Below are 17,695 nucleotides of genomic sequence, written 5' to 3'. Positions count from 1 at the left end.
TCAACCCTCAACACATTCGTGGCTTTCTATGAAAAAGTTGAAGTTTCGCAAAGTGGTAATAGTGGTGGTGCTGCTGGTCCTGGCGGCGATCATTTTCTACAGCATGCAGGCGCCGGCAAAGCCGCCGGAGTACCTGACCGCCAAGGTCGAACGCGCGGATATCGAGAATTCCGTGCTGGCCAGTGGGGTCCTGCAAGGTATCAAGCAGGTCGATGTCGGCGCGCAGGTCTCGGGCCAGCTCAAGTCGCTGAAGGTCAAGCTGGGCGACAAGGTCAAACAGGGCCAGTGGCTGGCGGAAATCGATCCGGTGGTGTTGCAGAATGCCCTGCGCCAGGCGCAGGTCAACGAAGAGAACCTGATCGCGCAGAAACAGGCGGCCGCCTCGCAACTCAAGGATGCCAAGGCCACCTACGAGCGCTACAAGCTGCTGCGGCTGGATGACGCGATTTCCAAGCAGGACTTCGAGACCGCGCAATCGAACTTCGAGGTCAAGGGTGCCAACCTGCTGTCGCTGGAGGCGCAGGTCAGGGACGCGCGGATCCAGGTCGAGACCGCCCGGGTCAACCTGGGCTACACCCGCATCGTCGCGCCCATCAGTGGTGACGTGGTGGGTATCGTGACCCAGGAAGGCCAGACCGTGATCGCCAGCCAACTGACGCCGGTCATTCTCAAGCTCGCCGACCTGGACACCATGACCATCAAGGCCCAGGTCTCCGAGGCCGACGTGATTCATATCGTCCCGGGTCAGGAAGTGTATTTCACCATCCTCGGGGATGCCGACAAACGTTATTACGCCAAGCTGCGCGGCACTGAGCCGGCGCCGCAGAACTTCCTGGATGCCCAGGCCACCAGCGCCAGCAAGCAGAACACCGCGGTGTTCTACAACGCCCTGTTCGATGTGCCGAACCCGGATCACCGCCTGCGCATTTCCATGACCGCCCAGGTGCATATCGTCCGTGACCAGGCCAAGACCGTGCTGACGGTGCCGGTCGCGGCCCTGGGTGACAAGAACCAGGACGGTACATTCCCGGTACGGGTGGTGGATGATCAGGGCCAGGCGCAGATCCGCAATGTGCAGACCGGTATCAACAACAATGTCCGGGTCGAGATCAAGAGCGGCCTGGCCGAGGGTGACAAGGTGGTGATCGGCGAGCCGTCGGCGACGCCTGCGGTAGCGGGAGCCTGACCATGAGCCGACCCCTGCTGGAACTCAAGGGCATTACCCGGCGTTTCGTCGCCGGTGAGAAGGATTTCATCGCGCTCAATGACATCAACCTGACGATCAATGCCGGTGAGCTGGTGGCGATTACCGGTGCCTCGGGCTCCGGCAAGTCGACCCTGATGAACGTGCTGGGTTGCCTGGATCACGCCAACAGCGGCAGCTACAAGGTCGACGGGCGTGAAACCAGTACCCTGAGCGACGACGAGCTGGCGGAGTTGCGCCGCGATCACTTCGGCTTCATTTTCCAGCGCTATCACCTGTTGCCGCACCTGGGGGCGACCCACAACGTCGAGATGCCGGCGGTCTATGCCGGCACCGGCGAAAGCAAGCGCTACAGCCGTGCCCAGGAGCTGTTGGCGCGCCTGGGCCTGGCAGGACACCTGGGCCATCGGCCCAGCCAACTGTCGGGCGGCCAGCAACAACGGGTCAGTATTGCCCGGGCGCTGATGAATGGCGGCGAGATCATCCTCGCCGACGAACCCACCGGGGCCCTGGACAGCGTCAGCGGCAAGGAGGTGATGAAGATCCTGCTGGAGCTCAACAGCGCCGGGCACACGGTGATCCTGGTCACCCACGATGACAAGGTGGCGGCCCATGCCGAGCGCATCATCCAGATGCGTGACGGCGAGATCGTCAGCGACCGGGTCAACGCCAATCGCCCGGAGGTCAACGAAAAAGCGACCCAGCGCCTGCCGTCCAAGCCGAAACAGGGCAATCGCCTGATGGCGGGCCTGGCGTTGTTCCAGGAAGCCTTCGTGATGGCCTGGGTGGCGCTGATCTCGCACCGCATGCGCACCTTGCTGACCATGCTCGGGATCATTATCGGTATCACTTCGGTGGTGTCGATCGTGGCCATTGGCGAAGGGGCCAAGCGTTACGTGCTCAAGGACATCCAGGCCATCGGCAGCAACACCATCGAGATCTTCCCCGGCAGCGACTTTGGCGACAACAAATCGGGGTCCATCGAGACCCTGGCACTGTCCGATGTCGCGGCCTTGAGCGGCTTGTACTATATCGACAGTGCTTCGCCGAACATCGGGCGCAACCTGTTGGTGCGCTACCGCAACCTCGATGTGACGGCGACGGTCAGTGGGGTCAGCCCGAGTTACTTCCAGGTGCGGGGCACCAAGATGGGCTCGGGGGTGTCGTTCACCAAGGACGACGCCAGGCGCCAGGCGCAGGTGGTGGTGATCGACTACAACACCCGCATCCGCCTGTTCGGCCCGACGGTGGACCCGCTGGGCCAGGTGATCCTGGTGGATAACCTGCCGTGTACGGTGATCGGCGTGACCGAGGACAAGAAGAACATCTTCAATACCAGCAAGAACCTGAATATCTGGATGCCCTACGAAACCGCCGCCGGCCGCGTGCTGGGCCAGCGCTTTCTGGACAGCATCACGGTGCGGATCAAGGACGGCCAGCCGAGCAAGGTGGTCGAGGATAACGTCAGCAAGCTGTTGGAAAAGCGCCACGGGACCAAGGACTTCTTCACCTACAACCTCGACAGCGTGATGCAGACGGTGCAGAAGACCAGTCAGTCGCTGGCCTTGCTGTTGTCCTTGATCGCGGTGATCTCGCTGGCGGTGGGGGGCATCGGGGTGATGAATATCATGCTGGTGTCGGTGACCGAGCGGACCCGGGAGATCGGCATTCGCATGGCCGTCGGTGCACGTCAGTCGGATATCCGCCAGCAGTTCCTGGTGGAGGCGGTGATGGTCTGCCTGATCGGCGGGGTGATCGGCATTACCCTGTCGTTCGGTATCGGCTATGTGTTCTCGCTGCTGGTCAAGGAATGGCAGATGGTGTTCTCGGTGGGCTCGATTGTCACCGCGTTCATCTGCTCGACGCTGATCGGTATCGTCTTCGGCTTCGTGCCGGCGCGCAATGCCGCCCGGCTTGATCCGATCGAGGCGCTGGCGCGGGATTGAAAAGAAGGGCCCGTAAGGGCCCTTGTAGCAACTGTGTTCCTCACACCCAATGCGCGCAAGCCTGCCAGGCTGCGCGCATTCGTGCTTTCAGCCTACTGCGCTGACGCTGGAAACCCGTGCCGCGCTGCTGCGCTTGAGGGCCTGTTCGAAGCGATCGAGGACCATGCCGACTTCCGACTCGGTAATGGTCAGCGGCGGCAGGAAGCGCAAGACTGCGCTATGACGCCCACCGGTCTCGATCATCATGCCGTTGTCGAAGCATTCCAGCTTGATCGCCCGTGCCCGCGCGCCATCCCCCAGCCCCGGACGCGAGCCGCTGCCCGGCTTGACGATTTCCACCCCGAGCATCAGGCCGCGCCCGCGGACGTCGCCGATGAACGGGAAGTGCCGGGCAATATCCTCCAACCCGCTTTGCAACTGCTCACCGCGGCGCGCAGCCTGGGCCGCCAGGTCGTGCTCCTTGATGTAGCGCATGGTCGCCGCCCCGGCGACCATGGCCACCTGGTTGCCGCGGAAGGTTCCGGCATGCATGCCCGGGCCCCAGGTATCCAGGTGCTCGGCATAGACGATCACCGACATCGGGTAGCCACCGCCGATGGCCTTGGACAGCACCAGAATATCCGGCGTGATCCCGGCATGTTCGATGGCGAACAGGCTGCCGGTACGCCCCAGTCCGGTCTGCACTTCGTCGATGATCAGCAGGATTTCCTGCTCCCGGGTGATCTCGCGCAGGGCCCGGAGCCATTCGGCCGAGGCCGGGATGCAGCCGCCTTCGCCCTGGACCACCTCGACCACCACCGCTGCCGGCTTGGGTACACCGCTTTCAGGGTCACCGAGCACGGTACGGATATAGTCGATGGAGAGCCGATCGGTGTGCTCGCCATCGGTACCGAATGGGCAGCGAAAGCGGTAGGGGAACGGCAGGAAGTGGGTGCCCTGGGTCACCAGGCCGACCTTGGGGTTGAGGTTGCCCATGGCCGACAGCGCCCCGGCGGTCATGCCATGGTAACCGCCATGGAAAGCCATCAGCGGCGAGCGCCGGGTGTAATGGCGGGCCAGCTTGATCGCCGCTTCGATGGCGTCCGAGCCGCTGGGGCCGCAGAACAGGATCTTGCTGTGGTCACGCAGGCCGGCCGGCAGCGTCGTGAACAGTTCCTGGACGAACGCGTGCTTGGCCGGTGTGGCCAGGTCCAACGCCTGCTGCAGGTGATCGCTGGCGAGGAATTCGATCACCGCATCACGCACCACCGGTGGATTGTGACCCAATGCCAGGGTGCCGGCATTCGACAGGCAGTCGAGGTATTCCTGACCGTTGGCATCCTTGACCCGCATGCCCTTGCCGCTGACGAACAGGCGCTGGAATGTCGCCGCATACGTGCGCGCGTTCGACTCCAATTGCTTGAGATTACTTAACTCTTCCATAGTCGATCACTCATTGGCACAGGTGCGGATTCATTGGCTGCTCATTCCGAGCTGGGCCCGATTCTGGAAGAGCCCCGCGGCGACCGCCACTTTATCGCGCCCGGGATGTCCCCGTTTTCCACGCCAGACAGGCCGCCGCTGCTGGGGTTAAATGCGTGCCACGAAAGGACTTTATGACGCGGGAGCAGATCTCTGTTGTCGCCGTCGTCCCCCCTGCGGTACCCCGTGTCTACCCATTTTCCAGGGCCCCGGTGTTCAGGGTGCCTCAGAGAGCGTTATGCCTATCGCCAAGCCCGTTGCCCACCGCCTGCTGCCGATGCTGTTCGCGACGCTGCTGGGCGGGTGCACGCTGGGACCGGACTACCGTTTGCCAGCAGTGGCAGTGCCCGGCCAGTGGTATGCGCCGCTGCCCCATGGCGCCTCGGTGGTGGGCTTGAACGATTGGTGGCAGCAGTTCAACGATCCGGCGCTGGCGACCCTGCTGCGTCTGGCCGAGGCGGACAGCCCGTCCCTGGACCAGGCGCTGGCGCGTATCGCCCAGGCCCGGGCGACTCTGGACGGCAGCGTTGCCGACGCGCGGCCGCAACTCAACGGCGGGCTGACCAAGGCGCGGGCCGGCGTCAGCCAGCGCGGGCTGGGCAAGACCGGCACCACCTCCGGAGCCACCCTCGACGCCGCTTGGGAACTGGATCTGTTCGGCAAGCTGCGGCGCAATGACGAAGCCTCGCGCAATCAGCTGGAGGCGCGGGTCGATGACTGGCATGACGCCCGGGTGTCCCTGGCCGCCGAGGTCGGCGATGACTTCGTGCAGTACCGCGGTTGCCAGATGCTGGTGAACGCTTACCGCGACCAGGCGCAATCCCAGGAGCAGACCGCACGCCTGACCCGCCTGTCTTTCCAGGCCGGTTTCACTTCCTCCGCCGACGCCGCGCTGACCGATGCCAGCGCCGCCGCCAGCAGCGCGACCCTGATCAATCAGCAAAGTGCCTGCGATGTGCTGCTCAAGAGCCTGGTGGCCCTGACCGGCAGCCGTGAGGAACAACTGCGCGAGGTGCTTGGCCACACCCCGGCGCGCCTGCCGGAGCCGGCGCTGCTGGACGTCCGGGAAATTCCCACCGACCTGGTGCGCCAGCGTCCGGACCTGGCCTCCAGCGAGCGCGAGCTGGCCGCGGCGAATGCGCGGATCGGCGCCGCCCAGGCCGATCGCCTGCCCAGCCTGGGCCTGGTCGGCTCCTTTGCCGTGGGTAACACCTCGGGGGCCTACAGCCGGACCTGGAGCCTCGGCCCGCAGTTGAGCGTGCCGTTGTTCGATGGCGGCAAGCGGCGGGCCGCGGTGGACTCGGCCCGGGCCGGCTATGACGCGGCCCTGGCGACGTATCGGCAGACCCTGCGCACGGCGGTGATGGAGGTCGAGCAGTCGCTGGTGCGCCTGGACGCGGCGCGGCGCTCGGAAGCCGATGCGCAGCGCGCCACCGAGGGTTACCAGGAGTATTTCCAGGCCATCGACCGTAACTGGCACGCCGGCAACGCCAGTCTGCTCGATCGCGAGCTGGCCCGCCGCTCGGCGCTGTCGGCGCAGATCGAACTGATCACCTTGCAGCAGAATCAGGTGCGCTACTGGATTGCGCTGTACAAGGCCCTGGGCGGTGGCTGGCGGGACGGTCGCGACGGGCTGGCCGCTGCGGCGTCGACGCGAGGTGGGGCATGAAACCGGCTCTGGGCTATGGATTGCTGGCGGTTGCCGCGCTGATACTCTCGGGATGGCTGCTCTTCGGCCGCGCCGCACCAGTGCCGGCGGCCGCGCCCGTGCCGGCCACCAGCCTGAGTGTCGAGGCGGTTCAGCCACGCCGCGAAGACTGGCCGCAGGTGCTGGTCGCCAGCGGCGCGCTGGCGCCCTGGCAGGAAGCGGTGATCAGTGCCGAAACCGGCAGTTTGCGTATCGCCAGCCTGAACGCCGATATCGGCGATCGGGTGAAGAAGGGCCAGGTACTGGCCACCCTGGCCGATGCCAGCGTGCTGGCCGAAGAGAACAAGCAGAAGGCTGCGGTGGCCCAGGCCCGTGCACAATTGCAGGAAGCGCGTTCCAACGCGCGGCGTGCGGCGCTGGTCGGGCAGAGCGGGGCCTTGTCGGAGCAGCAGCTGGAGGAGTATCGGGTCAAGGTACAGACCGCCGAGGCCAACCTGGCCGCGACGAACGCCGACCTGCGCAGCACCCGCATCAAGCTCACGCAGACCCGCATTGTCGCGGTGGACGATGGGCTCATCTCCGCGCGCAAGGCCTTGCTCGGGGATGTGGTGGCGGCCGGCACCGAACTGTTCCGGATGATCCGTGCCGACCGTATCGAATGGCAGGCGGAGCTGGATGCACGGCAACTGCCGCGGGTGCGGGTCGGTCAGTCCACCCAGTTGGAGCTGCCGGGTGGGGCGCAGGTCGAAGGGCGGGTGCGACTGGTCTCGCCGGTGCTCGACAGCAAGACCAGCCGGGCGCTGGTCTATGTGTCCTTGCCCGCCGGGACCCCGGCGCGGGCGGGCATGTACGCCAGCGGCCGCATCGAACTGGCGCCCAGCACGGCGTTGGCCGTTCCGGACACCGCCGTGGTGCTGCGCGATGGTCGCTCCTACGTGTTCGTGCTCGGTCCGGACCTGCACGTCAGCCAGCAGGGTGTGGAAGTCGGGCGACGACGCGGGCGGGCGGTGGAGATCGTCGGCGGCCTGACGGAGCAGGCGCAGGTCGTTCGCAGTGGCGGGGCCTTTCTCAGTGACGGGGCCAGCGTGACCCTGGTCCGGGCCGAGGCGGATGCCCGATGAATATTTCCGCACTGTCGATTCGCTATCCGGTCCCGGCGGTGATGCTGTTCGTGCTGCTGAGCCTGTTCGGTGCATTCGGCCTGGACCGCCTCGGTATCCAGGACTTTCCCGACACCGACCTGCCCACCGTGGTCATCAGTGCCTCGCTGGAGGGGGCGGCGCCCGAGCAGCTGGAAACCGAAGTGGCGCGAAAGCTCGAAGACAAGCTGACGTCGCTGCGCCTGCTGCAACATGTCACCACGCTGATTACCGACGGCAGCGTGAGCATCAGCGTGACCTTTGCCATCGACAAGGACGGCAACGAGGCGCTCAACGAAGTGCGCAATGCGGTGGACAGCACCAAGGCGGAGTTGCCGGCGAACCTCGATACGCCATCGGTGTCGCGTCTGACCACCAATACTTCGGCGTTGCTGACCTATGTCGTCGAGGCCCCGCGGATGAACGAAGAAGCCTTGTCGTGGTTCGTCGACAATGAATTGAGCAAGCAGCTCCTGGCGGTTCGCGGTGTGTCGAAGATCGTTCGGGTCGGTGGCGTGGACCGGGAGGTCCAGGTCGACCTCGACCCGGCGCTGATGGCCGGCCTGGGTCTGAGTGTGACGGACGTGGCCAGTCGCTTGCGGGCGATGCAGAAGGACAACTCCGGCGGCCAGGGCGACCTGGGCAGTGGCCAGCAGGCGTTGCGCATCCTCGGCGCCATCGACGATCCGGCGGCGCTCGGGGACATCCGGATTCCCATTGGCGAGGGGCGCATGCTGGCCTTGCAGCAGTTGGCCACGGTGCGTGACACCCATGCCGAGCGCAGTACCCGGGCCTATCGCGACGGCAAGCCGCTCATCGGCTTCCAGGTGATCCGCTCCCTGGGCTTTTCCGATGTCGGGGTGACGGCGGATGTGCGCCAGGCAATGAACCGGTTTGCCCGGCAACACGCCGATATCCGGGTCGAAGAGGCGAGCAATACCGTCGCGCCGGTGCTGGACAATTATCGCGGCTCCATGGCGCTGCTGCACGAGGGCATGCTGCTGGCGGTGTTGGTGGTCTGGTGGTTCCTGCGTGATTGGCGGGCCACCCTCGTCGTTGCCACGGCACTGCCGCTGTCGATCATTCCCACCTTCGGCGTGATGTATTTTGCCGGCTTTACCCTCAACACCATTTCGCTGCTGGCCCTGGCCCTGGTGATCGGCATCCTGGTGGACGACGCCATCGTCGAGGTCGAGAACATCGCGCGGCACCTGCGCATGGGTAAAAGCCCGCGCCAGGCGGCGGTCGAGGCTTCCGGCGAAATCGGCCTGGCGGTGCTGGCCACCACCGTGACCCTGGTGGCGGTGTTCCTGCCCACGGCCTTCATGGGCGGGATTTCCGGCAAGCTGTTTCGGCAATTCGGCGTGACCGCCAGCGCGGCGCTGTTGTTTTCCTTGCTGGTAGCCCGCTTGTTGACGCCGATGATGGCGGCGTACGTGCTCAAGGCCAGGCCGCACCTAGGGCACGACGGCGGCTTGATGACCCGTTACCTGGGCTGGATCCGCATCAGCCTGACCCGACGCCGGACCACCCTGGCGCTGGTCGGCGTGCTGTTGCTCGGCTCCCTGGCGCTGATCCCGCTGCTGCCCACCAGTTTCCTGCCGGCCCAGGACAATGCGCGCAGTACCGTCAGCCTGGAGTTGCCGCCGGGCAGCAGCCTGGCGCAGACCGGCGCGATCGCTCTGCGGGCCGACGCCTACTTGCGTGCGATCCCTGAGGTGGCCCATGTGTTCGCCGTGGTCGGCAGTGGCGATATCGCCGGTGGCGGTAATCGCAAGGCGGTCCTGACCGTCGACCTGTTGCCCCGCGGCGAGCGCGGGCTGAAACAGTCCGCGGTCGAGGCCAAGATGCGTGAGGCGTTACACGGTCTGCCCGGCGTGCGGGTCAATGTCGGCGGTGACAGCAGCGGCGAACGCTTGCAGATTGTCCTCGCCAGTGATGATGGCGATTTGCTCGAACGTACCGCCAGGGCCCTCGAGCCCCAGTTGCGCCAGCTCAAGGGCATTGGCAACGTGACGTCGAGCACGGCGGTGCAGCGACCGGAAATCCAGATGCACCCGGATTTTGTCCGGGCGGCCGAGCAAGGTATCAGTAGCCAGGACATTGCTGACACCTTGCGCATGGCCACCTACGGCGAATATTCATCGGCCCTGGGCAAGATCAATCTGTCCCAGCGGCAAGTGGATGTCCGGGTGCGCATGCAACCGCAGGTCCGTACCGATCTGGACAGCATCGCCCAGTTGCGGGTCAAGGGCCGCGACGGGCAGGTCGCGCTGGCTTCCCTGGGAGAGATCGGCATGGGCAGCGGGCCGGCGCAGATCGATCGGCTGGATCGCCTGCGCAATATCACCCTGTCCATCGAACTCAATGGGCGCAACCTGGGCGAGGTGATGGAGGAGGCGAGGCAGTTGCCGGCGATGCAGCACCTGCCGGCGCAAGTGAGGCTGGTGGAGCAGGGTGAGTTGCAGTTGATGAGCGAACTGTTCGGCAATTTCAGCCTGGCCATGGCCGTCGGCGTGTTCTGTATCTACTCGGTGCTGGTGCTGCTGTTTCACGATTTCATGCAACCGCTGACGATCCTCTCGGCCTTGCCCTTGTCCCTGGGGGGGGCCTTGTTGGCGTTGCTGGTCGGTGGGATGAGCTTTTCCATGGCTTCGGTCATCGGTTTGCTGATGCTGATGGGGATCGTGACCAAGAACTCGATCCTGTTGGTGGAGTACGCGATCATGGCCCGCCGAGAGCAGGGCATGAGCCGTTATGACGCCTTGATCGATGCCTGTCACAAGCGTGCCCAGCCGATTCTGATGACCACCATCGCCATGGGCGCGGGTATGCTGCCGACGGCGCTGGGACTGGGCGGCGAGTCGAGTTTTCGCCAGCCGATGGCCGTGGTGGTGATCGGTGGCCTGCTGGCGTCGACCGTGCTGAGCCTGTTGGTGGTACCGGTGATCTTCACCTATGTCGACGATGGGCTTGAAGGGCTCAAGCGCATTTTTCGCGTACCTCGATAGTCGGCATGGGCTCCTACCGAGGTACGTGAATGAGACCGAGAGATCAGAGGGCGTTTTGCAGAGCAACGGCGTTTTCCGGGCCGGCCTTGGCGTCCGCCGAATGCATCCAACGGATCAACGAGCGACGCCCGCCGATACCCATCTTGATGGAGGCGCGCTTGAGATAGCTTTCCACGGTATTGACCCGCAGCGCCAACTGCTCGGCCAGTTCCGGAGCCGTGCGCCCGGCGAGCAGGCCGACGCAGACTTCGGTTTCCCGGGAGGACAGATTCAACCCGGACATTTCCAGGCGTTCGATAAAGCGTTGGCGCAGCGCATCCATGCCACCGTTTTCCAGTTCCTGGGTGACCGAGAAGGCTTCCAGGCGGACCGGCGCCGGTAACAGGGCCTCGATATGTTCGCCGATCATGGGCAACAGGAGGCAGGAGAACTCTTGCAGGAAGGCGCATTCCTGTGTGGAAAACCCCAGTGATGGATTGGAGCGATAGACAGACAGTGCGTAGCAGCGATGTTTAGTCCGGCAGATCAGGTGCAGGTGGTTGGGGGCGGCGGACAGCGAGGAGGCTCGCTGGCAGCAGGCCAGTTCGGTTTGCGGTGCCGGGCAGATGCCGTCGTCGCCCGGCAGGGCGGACTGCTTCACGGACGAGGCATTCATCAGCGTGTCGGTGCAAATCGGGCTGATACCCACGCCGCCGATACTCGAGGTAATCGACTGTGTGGCATTCGTGGTATCGAGCCGCAGCTCGGTGATGTGTGTGGCGTCGACGGGCAGTTGTGCAACGATCAGATCATGCAGCACGCGCGGAAAATTACGGTTGCCGGTGTGGGCAATCACTTTGCCGACAGATGGGAAAAGTCTTTGCAAGTTCATCCGCTCTCCATTTTTATTCTGGGCACAACGGCCAGCGCCGCCCACGGTTCCATGAGATTTTTTGGTAGGTATCAGTTGATTCAGGTCATCGCGTGATGGGGGGTGATTGAATGGGTCACGCCGTAGTCGACAGCAGGCCATGCAATCATTGGCAGTAGATCGTCGGTCAGGTGCTCCATATGGTTTATCTTGAGCATGTTATCGTAGATCATTGCCGTGCATTCCAGTGTGCCATAGATGACTTTTTCACCTTTGCTGCCTTGCGCAACACTTCGCCGATGGAGGATCCAGCCGGAGCGCCTTAGAACTTTTTCCATCATGGCATCGACAACAACTTCATAAGTGCCAACCTCTTGAGTCCTGGCAAATTGCAGCATGGCGAGGAACAGTGCGGCGGTGCGAAAGTCAACTTTGCTCTTGGTGAAGTCGCTGCCCGAGGTGTCTGTGCTCAACAGGGCAAATCGGGTAGCTTCCCAGCAGTCCATCGGGTTTGGCCGGGGCAGGCCATCGCTGAGCATGAAGTTCAAGGCGCCGCACATCAAGGTGGGCTTATGGGACGGACGAAGTCTGACGCAGCCGGTCACCTGCGAGCCTATGTGGGAATAGATATAGACCGAATCATCATTGTCATACTCATCGAACTCATAGTCGCTGCCCGTGTAGCTTTCAATATCCCATTTTCTCCGGTCAATAAAAGCGGTTTTACGGATGCTGAGTATTTGCTCTAATGCGCGTGAGGGGAGTTCGGAGTAGCTGGCGATGGCGACATGGATGTCGGAGAAGCTGTACGAGTGGTCGGAGAAGGTGTACGAGTGAGGGAAATAGTCAATCATAAATACGTCGCGGAGAGGAGAAAGGTGCTTATTTATAGTGATCCTGTATAAGCGCGGCAACTGTACTTAAGTGCAGGTGGCTAGCGAGAGCAAAGTGCTGTTTAATTGCCATCGTGAGACTTTTATAGCCGCCACGGGTTGATCTTTTCGCTGAAAAAATCGGGCGGTATTCATCAGGTTGAAATAAAAGCAAGGGTGTTCACGCTTTTAATAAGACGGTAGGGAAGAACGGATTTTCCAAATTGGAAAATAAGTCGACTGGAAACTGAGTCTATTCTGGAATTTTTTGGGGGCGGGTCATGTATTACATTGCAATTGCAATGCTCACGGTATTGCTGGTGCCGGGGCCGACCAATTCGCTGCTGCTGCAGTCGGGGGTCAGTCGCGGCCTGGGGCGTTATTCGGTGAAGTTGATTCTGGCCGAATGGGCGGCCTACCTGATCCAGATAACCGCTTGGGGTGTATCCATTGATGCGCTGATGGCAAACTACGGCTGGGTGGTGGTGGCGACGAAGATTCTGGCGGTGATCTTCCTGTTCTACATTTCGTTGAAACTGTGGTTCTCGGTGCAGATGGAAGCGTCTGGAAAGCCTTCTGCCATCTCGGTTTCAGCGCTGTTCCTGGCGACACTGAGCAATCCGAAAGGACTGTTCTTCGCCTCGTTCGTGGCGCCCACCGGGACCTTTGCGAACCTGGAAAGTTATCTTTCGTTCATGGCGATCTTTTCCCTGGTCATTCTTCCCGTGGGTATTGTCTGGGTGGGACTGGGGGCTGTTTTTGGGCGAAATCTTCCCTCGATAATATCGGGTAATCGAGTCAATAGATTTGTTTCATTGGTAATTGGGCTATTTGCCAGTATGGCTTTGTATAGCCTGGCCTCGAACGTGATAGTGGCGTGAAGAGGGCGAGCGAGTCCGCCTCACAAGTGTAAGGCCTGTGAGGGGGGGAGTAGGGTAGGCTGGGGGCGTAAGGTTAAAAGATATTGTGGCGAATGGCCTTGACCATGGCCTGTTTGACATTGGTGCAACCCATCTTCTCGGTGATTTTCTTGGCGTAGAATTTCACCGTCCTTTCCGTGATATTCATGATCAGGCCGATTTCCTGATAATTTTTCCCGAGGGCCAGCCAGTGGAGAAATTCAATCTCCCTGGGACTCAGCGACAACAGTTCTTCCTGGCTGGCCTCGATCGGCCGGTACTGATGGGCAATGGTGCCGATGGCCTTGATCAGGAACATATTCGACTGGACGATACGATCAAAATCAGGGTCGCCTTCGACACAGGGCAAGTGCAGCGAGCCGAAAGCGCTGCCGGGGTCATGAACGGGAATGCTGAAGCCTTGATCAATGCCATAGCGAGCGGATTGTTCGAAGACTCTGTTGGGCGCGTGAGAGCGGTCGTTTACCGCCGCCCAGAAGAACGGCTGCGAAGTGATGGCGACATTGGCCATGACCGGGTCGGACTTGTAGAGCGCCTGTCGGCGATAGGTGTCAACCCACTCGGCGGGGTAGTTGCTATGGATGGAGATATCACCATTGTCAATTAAAAGAGAATCGGCGTAGACATAGGCAAATCGTGTTAGTTCCAGTTGGTAGAATACCCAGGTCAAGACATCTACATAGGTTTTTGTGCTGGCCCCAGGAATGTTGTTCTCAACTTCTCTAACCAAGTCAAACGTATGTTTGATTGTGCGGAGTTTAGGCATGACAAGCGGGCTCCGGTTGGCTGGATGTGCTCTGCTAATTGGATCCAAATGGGGTAAGGCTGACTTATAACATCGCCTGAAAGCCATTTCAATATGTGTCAAATAGAAAGCATCCTTCGACGCAAGGTTGATTGTATCACCCGTTTTTTGACGCTTGGCCCTGTTGTCGAGTCGGCCGGGCGGTCCATTTTTCTTCGATTATTAGGGGGTATTTAGAGGGAAATCCGCCGCCCTCAGTCTCAGCTAAGTTTCCCTGGGTAGTCTTCTCCCTGCGCCGATTGTGGCGCCGTTAAGGAGACGTCCCCACATGAAAGCGCTGACCACAGCCGACTGGCTCAACAAGGTCCCGGAAGTGACGCTGTCCTTCTGGATCATCAAGATCATGTCCACTACCGTGGGCGAAACCGCTGCCGACTACCTCGCCGTCGACGCCGGCCTGGGGCAGGGCCTGACCAGTATCGGCATGGCCGTGCTGCTGGCCATCGCCTTGTTCGGCCAACTGCGCACGCGTGCCTACACCCCCTGGATCTACTGGCTCAGCGTGGTGCTGGTGAGCGTGGTCGGGACGCAGATCACCGATGTGCTCACCGACAAGCTGGGCGTCAGCCTGTACCTCAGCACGGCGATATTCTCGGTGTTGCTGGCGATCAATTTCGGCATCTGGTATGCCCGCGAACGCAACCTGTCCATCAATGAAATCGTCACCCCGCGCCGGGAGTGGTTCTACTGGACGACAGTGCTCTGCACCTTTGCCCTGGGCACGGCGGCGGGCGACCTGGCCACCGAGGCACTGGGCCTTGGTTTCACCCTCGGCTCGATGATTTTCGGCGGGCTGATCGCCTTGACCCTGGTCGCCTGGCGCCTGGGCGGCAATGCCGTCCTGACCTTCTGGATCGCCTACATCCTGACCCGCCCGTTCGGTGCGTCCCTGGGCGACCTGCTGACCCAGGCCAAGACCTACGGCGGCCTGGGCATGGGCGCCGCCTGGACCAGCGCGATTTTCCTCAGCGTCATCCTGATCCTGGTGGTCGTCGCGCAGTTCGGCGTCGGCAACCGCAAGCTCGTCACGCAATAACCCGACCCCGTTCACACACACAAGGAATTATCATGTTCAAGGTTCAAACCGTTATGCGCACCGCCGCCGTTGTTTCCATGATTGCCGTGCTCGGCCTGGCCGCCGGCTGCTCCAAACCTGCTGACGGCGCCAAGGCCGCCGCCCCCGCGGCGAGCACCGCCAGCGCGCCGGCGGCGAGCCAGGGTACGGTCTCGAAACTGGGCGACCTGTCGGCCTTCCAGGGCATTGCCGTCGATGTCGCCGCTCTGGTGCAGAAGAGCGACCTGGCGGGTGCCAAGACACGGATCAAGGATCTGGAACTGGCCTGGGACTCCGCCGAAGCCGGCCTCAAGCCCCGTGCCGCCGGCGATTGGCACGTGCTCGACAAGGCCATCGACAACGCGCTGGAAGCCCTGCGCGCCGGCAGCCCGAAACAGGCCGACTGCAAGGCGACCCTGGATGAGTTGCTGAAAACCTTCAACGCCATGCAAGGCAAATAATGACCTCGTACGACGTGGCGCTGGTTGGGCAAGCCCGATAAATCGCTTCGCCCACGCTCGGACAGGTGCTTCAATGCAGGCTCGGCAATCATCATGCAGGCGTGGTCCGGCATGATGATTGCCGGGCCCGTTTTTTTTCAGCGGAGAGGGACATGCGGATTTTACTGGTCGAAGACGACCCCATGATCGGCGAGGCGATCCGGGACGCACTGACGGATGCCAGCTACGCCGCCGACTGGGTCAACAACGGGATGAGCGCCCTCACTGCGCTGGACACCCAGCACTATGACCTGGTGCTGCTCGACCTCGGCCTGCCGGGCAAGGACGGGCTCGAAGTCCTGGGTTGTATTCGCGCCCGCGACAATGGCGTGCCGCTGTTGATCATCACCGCCCGTGACAGCCTCGACGATCGCTTGCAGGGCCTGGATGGCGGTGCCGATGACTATCTGCTCAAACCTTTCGAGATGGCCGAGTTGCTCGCGCGCATGCGTGCGGTGTTGCGGCGCAAGGGCGGCAGCGCGGTGCCGGTGCTGAGCAACGGCGTGGTGTCGCTGGACCTGATCTCGAAACAGGCCGGCACCGAGGAAAACCCCGAAGTCCAGCTTTCCAGCCGCGAGTTCGCGTTGTTGCAGGCGCTGTTGATCCGGCCCGGGGCGATTCTCTCGCGCAGCGATCTCGAAGACCGGATCTATGGCTGGGGCAACGAAGTGGAAAGCAACGCGGTGGAGTTTCTGATCCACGGCCTGCGGCGCAAGCTGGGGAGTCACGTCATCAAGAACGTCAGGGGCATGGGATGGATGGTTTCAAAAAACGCCTGAGCGAGTCGGTCCAGCTGCGGCTTTCGGTTTCCCTGTCGCTGGCGATCCTGATCGTTGCGCTGCTGGCCGGGGTGTTCGCCTTTGTCTCGGCTTTCGACGAGGCCCTGGAGATGCAGGACAACACCCTGCATCAGGTGGCCGTGCTGTTCGAGCGTCAACAGATGACGCTGGCCTATCCGAAGCCGGAAGGCGGGATCGTTGGCGACGATGAAGAGTCGCGGGTGATCGTGCAGTATCTGGGGGATGGTGGCCGAGCCGCAGCCAATGTCGAGACTGGCGGGCCGCTGCCACTACCGGCGACGCTGGCCGATGGCCTGTCGACTCTGACGGTCGCCGGCGAGCCGTTCCGGGTTCTGGTCAGGACCCTGGGCAGCGGCGCGCGTATCGCCGTGGCTCAGGAAACCGGCGCCCGTGACAAGGACGCCCGTGAGAGCGCCTGGCGCGGCCTGTTGCCGTTCCTTATCCTGTTTCCCGTGCTGTTGCTGGTGGTGGCCGACCTGCTGCGCAAGCTGTTCCGGCCCATCGCGGTGCTGGCGGCCGAGATCGACCAGCGCAGCGAGCAGGAACTGCACCCCATTGACGAAAACCACGTGCCCGCCGAGGTCCGGCCCTTCGTGCTGGCGATCAATCGCCTGCTCGGCCGGGTCGCCCAGTCGATGGACACCCAGCGCCGCTTCGTCGCCGACGCCGCCCATGAGTTGCGTTCTCCGTTGACGGCCCTGTCCCTGCAGGCCGAACGCCTGGCCGCGGCCGAGATGTCGGGCCTGGCCCGCGAGCGCCTTTTTGTATTGCGCCGGGGTATCGAGCGCGGCAAGAGCCTGATCGATCAACTGCTGGCGCTGGCCACCGCGCAAGCGAACGCGACGCGGCCCAGCGCGCCAGTGTCGGTGCACGCGGTCTACCGCCGGGTGCTGGAAGACTTGCTGCCGTTGGCTGAGCTCAAGCAGATCGATATCGGGGTCGAGGGCGAAGAGGACGCGCGGCTGGCGCTCGACGAGATCGACCTGCTGGCGGTGGTCAAGAACCTGGTGGACAACGCCATTCGTTATACGCCCGCCGGTGGACGTGTCGACCTGTCGGTGAGCCGGGAGCAGGGCGGGGCGCTGTTGCAGGTCAAGGACAGCGGTCCCGGTATTGCCGTCGAAGAACGCCAGCGGGTGTTCGATCCGTTCTATCGCAGCCTGGGCAGCCAGGAAGTGGGTTCCGGGTTGGGACTGTCCATCGTCAAGGCCATCGCGGAGCGCACCGGGGCCCGTATCCGCCTGGAATACTGCGATGAGATGGAGCAACGCGGGTTGTGTGTTTCGCTGTGGTGGCCGGTGGCGCCAGCTTAGACGCGGTTGACCTTTCATATCGATAGTCATAGGCGCTGCGGGCCATTGGCTATCATCCCTGCGCGTGTTATAGATGGCTGCGTGAAGCAGAATTTCTCCTGCTTCGATTCGCAGCCTCTGCGACATCAATTCTGTCAAAAAAATACAATAAGATAAATTTCACATACACAAA

14 protein-coding genes are annotated in these 17,695 nt (G+C 62.5%); 10 read left to right on the top strand and 4 right to left on the bottom strand.

Annotated features, from left to right (window positions below; translation table 11 throughout):
• Nucleotides 1–28: 28 nt before the first annotated feature.
• Complete coding sequence (gene macA / locus UCMB321_RS12315) at nucleotides 29–1,186, top strand: macrolide transporter subunit MacA (RefSeq protein ID WP_040066995.1); 1,158 nt, start codon at nucleotides 29–31, stop codon at nucleotides 1,184–1,186.
• Between the two features lie 2 nt (nucleotides 1,187–1,188).
• Nucleotides 1,189–3,150, top strand: coding sequence for a MacB family efflux pump subunit (locus UCMB321_RS12310; protein ID WP_040066993.1), 1,962 nt, complete (start codon nucleotides 1,189–1,191; stop codon nucleotides 3,148–3,150).
• Between the two features lie 87 nt (nucleotides 3,151–3,237).
• Here UCMB321_RS12310 and UCMB321_RS12305 read toward each other — a convergent pair whose 3' ends face one another.
• Nucleotides 3,238–4,572 carry a diaminobutyrate--2-oxoglutarate transaminase family protein gene (locus UCMB321_RS12305; protein WP_040066990.1) on the bottom strand — a complete coding sequence of 445 codons (1,335 nt, stop codon included), beginning with the start codon at nucleotides 4,570–4,572 and terminating at the stop codon, nucleotides 3,238–3,240.
• Nucleotides 4,573–4,849: 277 nt separating this feature from the next.
• Between UCMB321_RS12305 and UCMB321_RS12300 the strand changes: the two genes are divergently transcribed.
• From UCMB321_RS12300 to UCMB321_RS12290, 3 genes are read left to right on the top strand one after another with little or no spacing between them, the layout of a single operon-like run.
• On the top strand, nucleotides 4,850–6,280 hold the full coding sequence (locus tag UCMB321_RS12300) for an efflux transporter outer membrane subunit (RefSeq protein WP_040066979.1): 1,431 nt from the start codon (nucleotides 4,850–4,852) through the stop codon (nucleotides 6,278–6,280).
• A complete protein-coding gene (locus UCMB321_RS12295) occupies nucleotides 6,277–7,380 on the top strand; it encodes an efflux RND transporter periplasmic adaptor subunit (protein ID WP_157015936.1) in 1,104 nt (367 codons plus the stop codon). Before UCMB321_RS12300 ends, UCMB321_RS12295 begins: the two co-directional genes overlap by 4 nt.
• Nucleotides 7,377–10,409 (top strand): efflux RND transporter permease subunit, encoded by a 3,033-nt coding sequence (locus tag UCMB321_RS12290; RefSeq protein WP_040066977.1) that lies wholly within the window; start codon nucleotides 7,377–7,379, stop codon nucleotides 10,407–10,409. Before UCMB321_RS12295 ends, UCMB321_RS12290 begins: the two co-directional genes overlap by 4 nt.
• Nucleotides 10,410–10,452: 43 nt before the next feature.
• Here UCMB321_RS12290 and UCMB321_RS12285 read toward each other — a convergent pair whose 3' ends face one another.
• On the bottom strand, nucleotides 10,453–11,280 hold the full coding sequence (locus UCMB321_RS12285) for a helix-turn-helix transcriptional regulator (protein WP_040066975.1): 828 nt from the start codon (nucleotides 11,278–11,280) through the stop codon (nucleotides 10,453–10,455).
• 80 nt (nucleotides 11,281–11,360) lie between these two features.
• Nucleotides 11,361–12,113, bottom strand: a complete 753-nt coding sequence (locus tag UCMB321_RS12280) for an acyl-homoserine-lactone synthase (RefSeq protein WP_040066973.1) — start codon at nucleotides 12,111–12,113, stop codon at nucleotides 11,361–11,363.
• Nucleotides 12,114–12,412: 299 nt separating this feature from the next.
• On the opposite strand from UCMB321_RS12280, the gene UCMB321_RS12275 reads away from it, so the two are divergent.
• A complete protein-coding gene (locus UCMB321_RS12275) occupies nucleotides 12,413–13,012 on the top strand; it encodes a LysE family translocator (RefSeq protein WP_040066970.1) in 600 nt (199 codons plus the stop codon).
• Nucleotides 13,013–13,085: 73 nt separating this feature from the next.
• On the opposite strand, the gene UCMB321_RS12270 is transcribed toward UCMB321_RS12275, so the two are convergent.
• Nucleotides 13,086–13,817 (bottom strand): helix-turn-helix transcriptional regulator, encoded by a 732-nt coding sequence (locus UCMB321_RS12270; RefSeq protein WP_167337437.1) that lies wholly within the window; start codon nucleotides 13,815–13,817, stop codon nucleotides 13,086–13,088.
• 307 nt (nucleotides 13,818–14,124) lie between these two features.
• On the opposite strand from UCMB321_RS12270, the gene UCMB321_RS12265 reads away from it, so the two are divergent.
• From UCMB321_RS12265 to UCMB321_RS12250, 4 genes are all read left to right on the top strand, one after another.
• Nucleotides 14,125–14,892: a COG4705 family protein gene (locus UCMB321_RS12265; protein ID WP_040066965.1), complete on the top strand. Its 768-nt coding sequence runs from the start codon at nucleotides 14,125–14,127 to the stop codon at nucleotides 14,890–14,892.
• A gap of 32 nt (nucleotides 14,893–14,924) precedes the next feature.
• A complete protein-coding gene (locus UCMB321_RS12260) occupies nucleotides 14,925–15,371 on the top strand; it encodes a hypothetical protein (RefSeq protein WP_040066963.1) in 447 nt (148 codons plus the stop codon).
• Nucleotides 15,372–15,523: 152 nt separating this feature from the next.
• Entirely contained in the window at nucleotides 15,524–16,189 is a 666-nt protein-coding gene (locus UCMB321_RS12255; RefSeq protein ID WP_040066961.1) for a response regulator, read from the top strand.
• Nucleotides 16,165–17,523 (top strand): sensor histidine kinase, encoded by a 1,359-nt coding sequence (locus UCMB321_RS12250; RefSeq protein ID WP_040066960.1) that lies wholly within the window; start codon nucleotides 16,165–16,167, stop codon nucleotides 17,521–17,523. The genes UCMB321_RS12255 and UCMB321_RS12250 overlap by 25 nt, the downstream gene beginning before the upstream one ends.
• The last annotated feature ends 172 nt before the right edge of the window (nucleotides 17,524–17,695 follow it).

The organism is Pseudomonas batumici, from assembly GCF_000820515.1.
In the GTDB taxonomy this organism is placed as follows: Bacteria; Pseudomonadota; Gammaproteobacteria; order Pseudomonadales; family Pseudomonadaceae; genus Aquipseudomonas; species Aquipseudomonas batumici.
The sequence above is the reverse complement of the archived record's forward strand: the minus strand, read 5'-3'. Positions and strand labels throughout refer to the sequence as shown.

Excerpts from the sequence above, each read along its gene's own strand:
- macA (WP_040066995.1), top strand. The coding sequence starts at position 29 with ATGAAAAAGTTGAAGTTTCGCAAAGTGGTAATAGTGGTGGTGCTGCTG.
- UCMB321_RS12310 (WP_040066993.1), top strand. The coding sequence starts at position 1,189 with ATGAGCCGACCCCTGCTGGAACTCAAGGGCATTACCCGGCGTTTCGTC.
- UCMB321_RS12305 (WP_040066990.1), bottom strand. The coding sequence starts at position 4,572 with ATGGAAGAGTTAAGTAATCTCAAGCAATTGGAGTCGAACGCGCGCACG.
- UCMB321_RS12300 (WP_040066979.1), top strand. The coding sequence starts at position 4,850 with ATGCCTATCGCCAAGCCCGTTGCCCACCGCCTGCTGCCGATGCTGTTC.
- UCMB321_RS12295 (WP_157015936.1), top strand. The coding sequence starts at position 6,277 with ATGAAACCGGCTCTGGGCTATGGATTGCTGGCGGTTGCCGCGCTGATA.
- UCMB321_RS12290 (WP_040066977.1), top strand. The coding sequence starts at position 7,377 with ATGAATATTTCCGCACTGTCGATTCGCTATCCGGTCCCGGCGGTGATG.
- UCMB321_RS12285 (WP_040066975.1), bottom strand. The coding sequence starts at position 11,280 with ATGAACTTGCAAAGACTTTTCCCATCTGTCGGCAAAGTGATTGCCCAC.
- UCMB321_RS12280 (WP_040066973.1), bottom strand. The coding sequence starts at position 12,113 with ATGATTGACTATTTCCCTCACTCGTACACCTTCTCCGACCACTCGTAC.
- UCMB321_RS12275 (WP_040066970.1), top strand. The coding sequence starts at position 12,413 with ATGTATTACATTGCAATTGCAATGCTCACGGTATTGCTGGTGCCGGGG.
- UCMB321_RS12270 (WP_167337437.1), bottom strand. The coding sequence starts at position 13,817 with ATGCCTAAACTCCGCACAATCAAACATACGTTTGACTTGGTTAGAGAA.
- UCMB321_RS12265 (WP_040066965.1), top strand. The coding sequence starts at position 14,125 with ATGAAAGCGCTGACCACAGCCGACTGGCTCAACAAGGTCCCGGAAGTG.
- UCMB321_RS12260 (WP_040066963.1), top strand. The coding sequence starts at position 14,925 with ATGTTCAAGGTTCAAACCGTTATGCGCACCGCCGCCGTTGTTTCCATG.
- UCMB321_RS12255 (WP_040066961.1), top strand. The coding sequence starts at position 15,524 with ATGCGGATTTTACTGGTCGAAGACGACCCCATGATCGGCGAGGCGATC.
- UCMB321_RS12250 (WP_040066960.1), top strand. The coding sequence starts at position 16,165 with ATGGATGGTTTCAAAAAACGCCTGAGCGAGTCGGTCCAGCTGCGGCTT.